Origin of the sequence: Marinifilum sp. D714, assembly GCF_030851345.1 — a bacterium.
Lineage (GTDB): Bacteria > Bacteroidota > Bacteroidia > Bacteroidales > Marinifilaceae > Marinifilum.
Window position 1 is genome coordinate 1 of record NZ_JALPNU010000066.1, and the last position, 797, is coordinate 797.

The 797-nt window shown below is 41.4% G+C and carries 1 protein-coding gene; it reads right to left on the reverse strand.

From position 1 onward, the window contains the following. Window positions 1–690, reverse strand: a 690-nt coding sequence (locus tag M0051_RS19565) for a tyrosine-type recombinase/integrase (protein WP_306743258.1), incomplete at its 3' end; no start/stop codon positions are given. Between the last annotated feature and the right edge of the window lie 107 nt (window positions 691–797).

The following is a 797-nucleotide window of genomic DNA, read 5'->3' on the forward strand; positions in this document are numbered from 1 at the left end:
GCCTTTTTCAAGCATGTGGGTCGCAAAACTATGACGAAGAAGATGTGGAGTTACTTTCCCTGTAATGCAGGCACGTTTGGCTGCTTTGTGAAGAACTCTGCCAAAAGAACTGGCTGAATAGGGAACACCTGGTTTGTATCCTTCAAACAGGAACTTTGTAGGCCGATACTTCTTGTAATACTCTCTAAGAATCCCGAGCGTTGAATTGTGAATGGGAATTTGCCTTTGTTTATGGCCTTTACCTTGACTTACCAAAATCATATTTCTGGCTGAATCAATGTCTTTTAACTGAAGATGCAATATTTCATTTCTTCTCATGCCTGTGGCATAGGCCAATGAGAGTAAGGCGTAGTGCTTTTGGTTGGAAACCGTTGCCAAAAGACTCAGTATTTGAGCTTGTGAAAGGACCCGGGGAATTTTCTTCTCCCTTCTGGGACGTTTTACCTGAAAGGCCTTCCAGTTGCGATGCAAAATATCGCATTGCAAAATTCTCCAGGCGCCTATGGCCTGATTTATTGTGGCATTGGAAATTTTGTCCTCATTGATTCTGTGGGCAAGATAGTCTTTAAATTGTTCCAGACTTATACGTTCAGGAGACAGTTGGTAATACTGAGCAACCTGGATGAGACTGGATACATAGCTTCGAATGGTTCGTGGGCTGTAGTTGCGAATTTGCATCTCCGCAATCATACGTTCTCTAAGACTTTTTTTTCATGACTAAATAGTTTAATGAATAAATACTTAATCAAGTTACAACCTTATCTCTAAGCTACCGCTGTAGGCGGTTTTTGTTCAAC